9 protein-coding genes are annotated in these 9,449 nt (G+C 65.2%); all 9 read left to right on the forward strand.

All coding sequences use genetic code 11. The features are described from left to right. The first annotated feature begins 94 nt into the window (after positions 1–94). The 9 genes from AAHS21_RS09900 to dnaB all read left to right on the forward strand — a co-directional run bounded on the left by AAHS21_RS09900 (position 95) and on the right by dnaB (position 9,160). Positions 95–520: a DUF5318 domain-containing protein gene (locus AAHS21_RS09900; protein WP_090608281.1), complete on the forward strand. Its 426-nt coding sequence runs from the start codon at positions 95–97 to the stop codon at positions 518–520. Between the two features lie 55 nt (positions 521–575). Further along, a complete protein-coding gene (locus AAHS21_RS09905) occupies positions 576–3,074 on the forward strand; it encodes a transglycosylase domain-containing protein (RefSeq protein WP_342927478.1) in 2,499 nt (832 codons plus the stop codon). Continuing rightward, positions 3,071–4,735: a glycosyltransferase family 87 protein gene (locus tag AAHS21_RS09910; protein ID WP_342927479.1), complete on the forward strand. Its 1,665-nt coding sequence runs from the start codon at positions 3,071–3,073 to the stop codon at positions 4,733–4,735. Before AAHS21_RS09905 ends, AAHS21_RS09910 begins: the two co-directional genes overlap by 4 nt. Then, complete coding sequence (locus tag AAHS21_RS09915; protein ID WP_342927480.1) at positions 4,735–5,373, forward strand: DJ-1/PfpI family protein; 639 nt, start codon at positions 4,735–4,737, stop codon at positions 5,371–5,373. The genes AAHS21_RS09910 and AAHS21_RS09915 overlap by 1 nt, the downstream gene beginning before the upstream one ends. A 201-nt stretch (positions 5,374–5,574) precedes the next feature. Then, complete coding sequence (gene rpsF, locus AAHS21_RS09920; protein ID WP_342927481.1) at positions 5,575–5,865, forward strand: 30S ribosomal protein S6; 291 nt, start codon at positions 5,575–5,577, stop codon at positions 5,863–5,865. 72 nt (positions 5,866–5,937) lie between these two features. After that, positions 5,938–6,459 carry a single-stranded DNA-binding protein gene (locus AAHS21_RS09925; protein WP_096290758.1) on the forward strand — a complete coding sequence of 174 codons (522 nt, stop codon included), beginning with the start codon at positions 5,938–5,940 and terminating at the stop codon, positions 6,457–6,459. A 54-nt stretch (positions 6,460–6,513) separates the two neighbouring features. Next, positions 6,514–6,768, forward strand: coding sequence for a 30S ribosomal protein S18 (gene rpsR / locus AAHS21_RS09930; RefSeq protein ID WP_066819628.1), 255 nt, complete (start codon positions 6,514–6,516; stop codon positions 6,766–6,768). Between the two features lie 30 nt (positions 6,769–6,798). Next, positions 6,799–7,257 carry a 50S ribosomal protein L9 gene (gene rplI, locus AAHS21_RS09935; protein WP_342927482.1) on the forward strand — a complete coding sequence of 153 codons (459 nt, stop codon included), beginning with the start codon at positions 6,799–6,801 and terminating at the stop codon, positions 7,255–7,257. Positions 7,258–7,783: 526 nt separating this feature from the next. Further along, positions 7,784–9,160, forward strand: coding sequence for a replicative DNA helicase (dnaB, locus tag AAHS21_RS09940; RefSeq protein ID WP_342927483.1), 1,377 nt, complete (start codon positions 7,784–7,786; stop codon positions 9,158–9,160). Positions 9,161–9,449 lie beyond the last annotated feature (289 nt).

Below are 9,449 nucleotides of genomic sequence, written 5' to 3' on the forward strand. Positions count from 1 at the left end.
GATCGTAGAAGTCACCTGTTGTTACCGCGGCGCAGCGGTGCTGACAGCCGCGGTTGCGTATCGGCGGTGCCGACGGCGACGTACTCTGGTGAACGTGCGACTGCAGCGACAAGTGGTGGACTATGCGCTTCGGCGCCGCTCACTGCTGGCCGAGGTGTACTCGGGCCGCACGGGTGTGACCGAGGTCTGCGACGCGAATCCCTATTTGCTGCGCGCCGCGAAGTTTCACGGCAAAACCAGCCAGGTGATGTGCCCGATCTGCCGAAAGGAACAGCTCACGCTGGTGTCCTGGGTGTTCGGTGATCACCTGGGCGCGGTGTCGGGTTCGGCTCGCACCGCAGAGGAGCTGGTCTTGCTGGCGATGAAGTTCACGGAGTTCTCGGTTCACGTGGTCGAGGTGTGCCGAACCTGCAGCTGGAACCACCTAGTCAAGTCGTATGTGCTCGGCGCGGAACGACCTCCCAAGGGAACCCGCGGTCCGCGGACGGCACGCAACGGCGCCAGCGCGGCCATTGAATAACGAAGGGCGCCACGATCAGTCGCCCGACGACCCGAGCAGGTCCGCGACTGAGCGTATGAGCAAGGAACCCAGCGCCGATCGTCCCGACGAGTCCGATCGTTCGGCGCATCGCGGCGATGGCGGGACCCGTCGCCGCGTTCCCCCCGACGATCGGCAGACGACGATCCTGCCGGCGGTCGCCGACGACCGGGCTCCCCGCCGGTCCGACCCGATCGACGAGGTCAAAGCCGCGCTGGGTGGTCCTGGATCCAGGTCCGCGCCCCGCAATCCGATCGAAGAAGTGAAGGCCGCCCTGGACGGCCGGTCGTCGAACCCGGCGAGGCGCGACCGCCCGATGTCGGGTCGGCCGCCGGAAGGCCCTCCGCCGCCGCCGCCACCGCGACGGCCCGGCGACGCCGGCGGCCCCGATGTGCCGAGCCACCGGGCGACGGCGCCGAGTTGGGCCGAGCAGATCAACTGGCGCTGGGTGCGCCGCGCTGCCTACCTCAGCGCAGCGGTGCTGATCCTGTTGCCGATCGTCACCTTCACGATGGCGTACTTCATCGTCGACATTCCCAAGCCGGGCAACATCCGCACCAACCAGGTCTCGACGATCCTGGCCAGCGACGGCTCGGAGATTGCGAAAATCGTTCCGCCCGAGGGCAATCGTGTCGACGTCAACATCAACCAGGTGCCGGTGCACGTGCGCCAGGCCGTCATCGCCGCCGAGGACCGTAACTTCTATTCGAACCCGGGGTTCGACTTCACCGGCTTCGCGCGCGCGGTGGAGAACAACCTGTTCGGCAGCGGCGGCCTGCAGGGCGGGTCGACGATCACGCAGCAATACGTGAAGAACGCACTCGTCGGCTCCGCGCAGCACGGGTTCGCGGGCCTGCTGCGAAAGGCCAAGGAACTCGTCATCGCCACCAAGATGTCGGGGGAGTGGTCCAAAGACGAAGTGCTGCAGGCCTACCTGAACATCATCTACTTCGGGCGCGGCGCCTACGGAATCTCGGCGGCGTCCAAGGCTTACTTCGACAAACCCGTTGACCAGCTGACCGTTTCCGAGGGAGCGCTGTTGGCGGCGCTGATTCGCCGGCCGTCCTCGCTCGACCCGGCCGTGGATCCCAAGGGTGCCGAGGCCCGCTGGAACTGGGTCCTCGACGGCATGGTGGAAACCAAGGCGTTATCGCCGAGCGATCGTGCGGCACAGCAATTCCCCCAAACCGTCCCGCCCGATCAAGCGCGCGCACAGAACCAGACCACCGGTCCCAACGGCCTGATCGAACGTCAGGTCACCAAAGAGTTGATGGAGCTGTTCAACATCGACGAGCAGACCCTGAACACTCAGGGATTGCAGGTCACCACCACGATCGATCCCAAGGCTCAGCAGGCCGCGGAGAAGGCCGTCTCGAAATACCTTGACGGACAAGACCCCGACATGCGCTCGGCGGTGGTGTCCATCGACCCGCACACCGGCGCGATCCGCGCCTACTACGGCGGCTCGGACGCCAACGGCTTCGACTTCGCGCAGGCCGGGCTGCAGACCGGATCGTCGTTCAAGGTGTTCGCGCTGGTGGCCGCCCTCCAGCAGGGCATCGGGTTGGGCTACCAAGTCGACAGCTCACCGCTGACGGTCGACGGCATCAAGATCACCAATGTCGACGGCGAGAACTGCGGCACGTGCAATATCGCCGAGGCGCTGAAGATGTCGTTGAACACCGCCTACTACCGGCTGATGCTCAAACTCAAGAACGGACCGGCCGCCGTCGCCGACGCCGCACACGAGGCCGGCATCGCCAAGAGCTTCCCGGGCGTCCCGCACACGTTGTCCGAGGACGGCAAGGGTGGTCCGCCGAACAACGGAATTGTGCTGGGCCAATATCAAACTCGACCGGTCGACATGGCCTCGGCGTACGCCACGCTGGCCGCGTCCGGCGTGTACCACCCGCCGCACCTGGTGCAAAAGGTCGTCAATGCCGAGGGCCAAGTGCTTTTCGACGCCGGAACCTCCGACAAGGGCGCCGACCAGCGCATCGACAAGGCGGTCGCGGACAACACCACCGCGGCGATGCAACCGATCGCCTCCTATTCGCGCGGTCACGCCCTGTCGGGCGGCCGGGCGTCGGCGGCCAAGACCGGCACGGTGCAGCTGGGCGACACCCAGGCCAACAAGGACGCGTGGATGGTCGGATACACCCCGTCCCTGTCGACGGCGGTGTGGGTCGGGACCGTCCAGGACAATGTGCCGCTGGTAACGGCTTCGGGCGCAGAGGTTTACGGCTCGGGGCTGCCGTCTGACATCTGGAAGTCGACGATGGACGGTGCGCTGAAGGGCACCCCCAACGAGACCTTCCCCAAACCGACCGAGATCGGCGGCTATGCGGGGGTTCCGGCCCCGCCGCCTCCGCCGCCGCCCCAGGTGACCGTCATCCAGCCCACGATCGAGGTCGCCCCGGGCATCACCATTCCGGTGGGCCCGCCGACGACGATCACCGGGGCGCCGCCACCACCACCGGGACAGGCACCACCGCCCGAACCGGCTCCGCCGCCATTCGGTCAACCGCCACCGTGACCGGCGCTCAGCAGGAGAGCGCCACCATTTCTCCTCGCCCGCTGGCCGATGATCGGCGCAGCGCGGACAATCGCGATTGCCCCAGCCGCACAGACTCTTTGGGCGCCGCCATGGCCGATGCGATCGGCGGCCCGGTGGGGCGGCATGCGCTGATCGGCCGGGCTCGGCTGATGACGCCGGTGCGGGTGATGTTCGTGTTCGCTCTGGTGTTCCTGGCGCTGGGCTGGTCGACTAAGGCGGCGTGCCTGCAGAGTTCCGGCACCGGAACCGGTGATCAGCGCGTGGCCAACTGGGACAATCAGCGCGCCTATTACGAGTTGTGTTACTCGGATACGGTGCCGCTGTACGGCGCGGAGTTGTTGAACCAGGGCAAGTTTCCGTACAAGTCGAGCTGGATCGAAACCGATTCGAGCGGTGCACCGCAGACCCGCTATGACGGCAAGCCCGCGGTGCGCTACATGGAGTATCCGGTGCTGACCGGGGTCTACCAGTACGTGTCGATGGCGCTGGCCAAGACCTACACCGCATTGAGCAAGCTGGCCCCGCTTCCGGTGATCGCCGAGGTGGTGGTGTTCTTCGACATCGCCGCGTTCGGGTTGGCCCTGGCCTGGCTCGCGACAGTGTGGGCCACCGCGGGCCTGTCTGGCCGCCGCATCTGGGATGCGGCTCTGGTGGCCGCCTCGCCGCTGCTGATCTTCCAGATCTTCACTAATTTCGACGCGCTCGCAACGGGATTCGCGATGAGCGGGCTGCTCGCCTGGGCGCGACGTAAACCGGTGCTGGCCGGTGTGCTGATCGGGTTGGGCGCCGCGGCAAAGTTGTATCCGCTGTTGTTCTTGGGACCGATGCTGGTGCTGGCTGTTCGTACCGGCCGTGTTCGTGCGCTGGTTCGTACGGTGTTGGCCACCGTGCTCACCTGGACGCTGGTGAATCTGCCCGTGCTGGTGCTCTTTCCGCGCGGTTGGTCGGAGTTCTTCCGGCTCAACGCCCGCCGCGGCGACGACATGGACTCGGTGTACAACGTCGTCAAGTCGTTCACCGGCTGGCCAGGCTTCGATCCGAAGCTGGGCTTCTGGGAGCCGCCCGCGGTGCTCAACGCCGTGGTCGCCGTCTCGTTCGTCGTATGTTGTGCCGCAATCACTTACATCGCGCTCACCGCTCCGCAACGGCCACGCCTGGTGCAGTTGCTGTTTCTCGTCGTGGCCGCGTTCCTGCTGACCAATAAGGTGTGGAGCCCGCAGTTCTCGCTGTGGTTGGTGCCGCTTGCGGTGCTGGCGTTGCCACATCGCCGGGTGCTGCTGACCTGGATGACGATCGACGCGGTGGTGTGGGCGCCGCGGATGTACTACCTGTACGGAAACCCGAATCGTTCGCTGCCGGAGCAGTTTTTCACCACGACGGTGTTGCTGCGTGACATCGCCGTTGTTGTGTTGTGCGCGTTGGTGATCCGCCAGATCTACCACCCCGACGAGGATTTGGTGCGATGGAACGGGCGGGTGGACGACCCGGCCGGCGGGCCGTTCGACCGCGCTCCCGATGCACCGCCCGGCTGGTTGCCGGACTGGCTGCGTCCGCGCCGGGCGCGACGGCCCGTCGTATCGGCGCCCACGCTCGACACCGATACCGAACTCGAGACGACAACCGGTCAAAGGCAGGCGTGATGCTGGTCGCAATCCCGTTGTTCCCACGCTTCACCGCACTCGACGCCGTCGGACCGTATGAAGTGCTGCAACGCATTCCGTCGATCGACGTGACGTTCGTCGGGCACCGGCGCGGCGAGGTGCGCACGGAGAATGGCATGCTCGGCGTCGCTTGCGACGCGACCTTCGATGAGATCGACGCGCCCGATGTCGTCGTCGTGCCCGGCGGCATCGGGACCCGCAAGCTGGTCCACGACGAAACCATCTCCGGGTGGTTGCGGGCGGTGCATCCGAGAACAATCTTCACGACCTCGGTGTGTACGGGTGCGTTGCTGCTCGCCGGCGCCGGACTGCTCGACGGGCTGACCGCGACGACGCATTGGCGCGCCGCGGATCTGCTCAACGAGTTGGGTGCGCGCTACGTGCCGGACCGCGTCGTCGAGCACCTACCGCAACGCATCATTACTGCCGCCGGAGTGTCCAGCGGGATCGACATGGCGCTGCGGCTCACCGAGCTCCTCGTCGACCGCGTTGCCGCGCAGGCCGCGCAGCTGATCATCGAATACGACCCGCAGCCGCCGTTCGACGCCGGTTCGCTGGCCAAGGCTGACGCAGCGACCAAAGCTCGTGCCGAGGAATACCTCCAGTCCCGGAAGTGACCGCCGCGTCAAGTCGTCGTCCCAGCTCTCGCTGGAGTCCCCGCGTCCGGTGGGGCGCAGATCTAGCGTCTGCGAGCGATGGATACGCGTTTTTGGGTCCTGGCTGGTCGTCCGGTACCCTGGGGCGGTTGCCGACGCAGGCGACTCTCCTGCCACGGATCGACCGTGGCCGCTTAGACCAGAGGAGGTGGTGAGGTTTCCATGCGTCCATACGAAATCATGGTCATTCTTGACCCCACACTTGACGAGCGCACGGTTGCTCCGTCCCTGGAGACGTTTCTGAACGTCGTCCGCAAGGACGGCGGAACCGTCGACAAGGTGGACATCTGGGGCAAGCGCCGGCTGGCCTACGAGATCGCCAAGCACGCCGAAGGCATCTACGTCGTCGTCGACCTCAGGGCGGCCCCCGCCACGGTGTCCGAACTCGACCGTCAGCTCAGCCTCAACGAGTCGGTGTTGCGCACCAAGGTGATGCGCACCGACAAGCACTGAGTTCCGGCCGTCGGCACGGCTGCGTAGGCTCAGCGAAACCACCGAGAACCAGGACAGACCCAGGAGGCACCAGTGGCTGGTGACACCACTATCACCGTTGTCGGAAACCTGACTGCCGACCCTGAACTGCGGTTCACGCCGTCGGGTGCTGCCGTCGCGAATTTCACTGTGGCGTCCACACCCCGGATGTACGACCGCCAAAGCGGGGAATGGAAAGACGGCGAGGCGCTGTTCTTGCGGTGCAACATTTGGCGCGAGGCTGCCGAGAATGTCGCGGAAAGCCTCACCCGTGGATCACGGGTGATCGTCACCGGACGGCTCAAGCAACGCTCGTTCGAAACCCGCGAAGGTGAGAAGCGCACCGTCGTCGAGGTTGAGGTCGACGAGATTGGGCCCTCGCTGCGCTATGCGACCGCCAAGGTCAACAAAGCCAGCCGCAGTGGCGGCGGAGGCGGCGGATTCGGCAGCGGCGGTGGCGGATCCCGCCAGTCGGCTCCGGCCCAGTCGGGCGGCGGCGCACCGGCGGACGACCCGTGGGGCAGTGCCCCTGCGTCGGGTTCCTTCGCCGGCGGCGACGAAGAACCTCCGTTCTGACGTCAAAGACCTTCGGACCACACAAGACCAGTAGCAAACGGAAAGTAAAAACACATGCCCAAGTCCACGAAACGGCGCCCGGCCCCGGAAAAGCCGATCAAGACACGTAAGTGCGTCTTTTGCTCGAAGAAGGGGCAATCGATCGACTACAAGGACACGACACTGCTGCGCACTTACATCAGTGAGCGCGGCAAAATCCGGGCCCGCCGGGTCACCGGTAACTGCGTGCAGCACCAGCGCGACATCGCGATCGCGGTGAAGAACGCCCGCGAGGTGGCTCTGCTGCCCTTCACGTCGTCGGCGCGATAACCGCCGGACCCAACCGAAAGTACGAAAACGATGAAGCTGATTCTGACGGCCGACGTCGACCATCTCGGTACCGTCGGCGAGACTGTCGAGGTCAAGGACGGGTACGGCCGTAACTTCCTCCTTCCGCGTGGCCTGGCGATCGTTGCCTCACGCGGCGCACAGAAGCAGGCCGATGAGATCCGCCGGGCCCGCGAGACCAAGGCCGTGCGCGATCTCGGCCACGCCAACGAGATCAAGACGGTGATCGAGGCGCTCGGTCCGGTCTCGCTGCCGGTGAAGACGGCCGCCGATTCGGGCAAGCTGTTCGGCTCGGTGACGGCCGGGGATGTCGCCGCAGCAATCAAGAAGGCCGGCGGCCCTAATCTCGACAAGCGCATTATTCGGCTGCCCAAGTCGCATATCAAGGCGGTCGGCACCCATTCGGTGGCGGTGCATCTGCACCCCGAGATCAATGTCGACGTTGCGCTCAACGTCGTCGCGGATAGCTAACTCAGCACCGTTCGTTCGTATCCGGCGGCTGTCGTTAATCGGCGGCCGCCGGATTTTGTCGTGCGCTCAGAGCGCCGCCGGGTTCCCCTGTGGATGGTCGGCCTGGCGAACTATTTGGGTGACGTCCCCGAGTGGACCCCTTAACCCCCTCGTAACGCGGCGAAAATATGGCCGAAAGCCAACACGCCCGGCACAGTAACCTGCGACGACACGCCGAGGAGATTCTTCTCCACACGAATTCACCATCCCTGTACGACCCTTATCTGCAGGGATGTCGCAGCGCCGCGTTTTGTTCCACAGGTTCTCCACACCCCACTCAACACAGGTGTCGATGGATATGCACACACGATGCACAGCCTTATGAACAGCGGCCCTTTTAACAGCAGGCCAGCAACGTTTACGGTCTTCCCGGCGCAAGGCTTTGCGGGCGCATGGGACCGAAGTGGGAGTGCCCTGATCGACGTTGTTGAGTGTCGCCTATCGAATGTATGTTCGTATCATGTTTACCTGAGGGAGGTGTGAGTCCGTGGCTGTCGTAGATGACCTGGCGCCCGGGATGGACTCGTCGCCGCCCAGCGAGGAGTTCAGCCGTCAACCGCCGCAGGATCTGGCCGCCGAGCAGTCGGTGTTGGGCGGCATGCTGCTGAGCAAGGACGCCATCGCCGATGTGCTCGAGCGGGTGCGGCCCGGCGACTTCTATCGCCCCGCGCACCAGAACGTCTACGACGCGATCCTGGACTTGTACGGCCGCGGGGAGCCCGCCGACGCCGTGACGGTGGCCGCCGAACTGGACCGCCGTGGAATGCTGCGCAGGATCGGTGGAGCGCCCTATCTGCACACCCTGATTTCGACGGTGCCGACCGCCGCCAATGCCGGGTACTACGCGGACATCGTGGCCGAGAAGGCGCTGCTGCGCCGGCTTGTGGAGGCCGGAACGCGGGTCGTGCAGTACGGCTACGCCGGTGCCGAGGGCGCCGATGTCGCCGAGGTGGTGGACCGGGCCCAGGCGGAGATCTATGAGGTCGCCGAGCGGCGAACCTCGGAGGATTTCGTCCCGCTCGAGGACCTGCTGCAGCCGACGATGGACGAGATCGACGCCATCGCCTCGAACGGTGGAGTCGCGCGCGGCGTGCCGACCGGTTTCACCGAACTCGACGACGTGACCAACGGTCTGCACGCCGGGCAGATGATCATCGTGGCGGCTCGTCCTGGAGTCGGGAAATCGACGCTTGGATTAGATTTTTTGCGGTCGTGCTCGATCAAGCACCGGATGGCCAGCGTCATCTTCTCGCTGGAAATGAGTAAGTCCGAGATCGTCATGCGGCTGCTGTCGGCGGAAGCGAAAATCAAACTCGCCGACATGCGTTCGGGTCGGATGAACGATGACGACTGGACGCGGCTGGCGCGGCGGATGAGCGAAATCAGCGAGGCGCCACTGTATATCGACGACTCGCCGAACCTGACCATGATGGAGATCCGGGCCAAGGCGCGCCGGCTCAAGCAGAAGGCCGACCTGCGTCTGGTCGTGGTCGACTATCTGCAGCTGATGTCGTCGGGCAAGAAGGTCGAGTCGCGTCAGCTCGAGGTATCCGAATTCTCAAGGCATCTCAAGCTGTTGGCCAAGGAGCTCGAGGTTCCCGTTGTCGCGATCAGCCAGCTGAACCGTGGTCCCGAGCAGCGCACCGACAAGAAGCCGATGCTGTCGGACTTGCGTGAGTCGGGATCGCTGGAGCAGGACGCCGACATGGTCATCCTGCTGAACCGGCCGGACGCTTTCGAGCGCGACGATCCGCGTGGGGGAGAGGCCGACTTCATCCTGGCCAAGCACCGCAACGGTCCGACCAAGACGGTCACCGTCGCCCACCAGCTGCACCTGTCGCGCTTCGCCAACATGGCGCGGTAGGTGTTTCAAACCTCATCCTGTTGCGTCTCTATTGGTGCGACTTGGACGCAAACCCTCATCACGCCGTAGCGCGTGGGAGAAAGTCCGTGCCGCAACAGTTTTGCTGGTCGAGCATGGCCCGCTCTGCCGAACCGCGGATTGCGGCGCACGCCGACGAGGACGGGCTCGGTGTGGGAGGGTAGTAGCGGACAGGCTGTCGGCGTTCACGTAATTCCCGCTCCCGGCGTTCACGTAATTCCGCAGGTGGTGGGTCCTGGTGAATGTTCTACCCGACCTCCTTGCGCTGTGT

The organism is Mycobacterium sp. 050272 (genome assembly GCF_039023525.1).
Taxonomy (GTDB): Bacteria; Actinomycetota; Actinomycetes; order Mycobacteriales; family Mycobacteriaceae; genus Mycobacterium.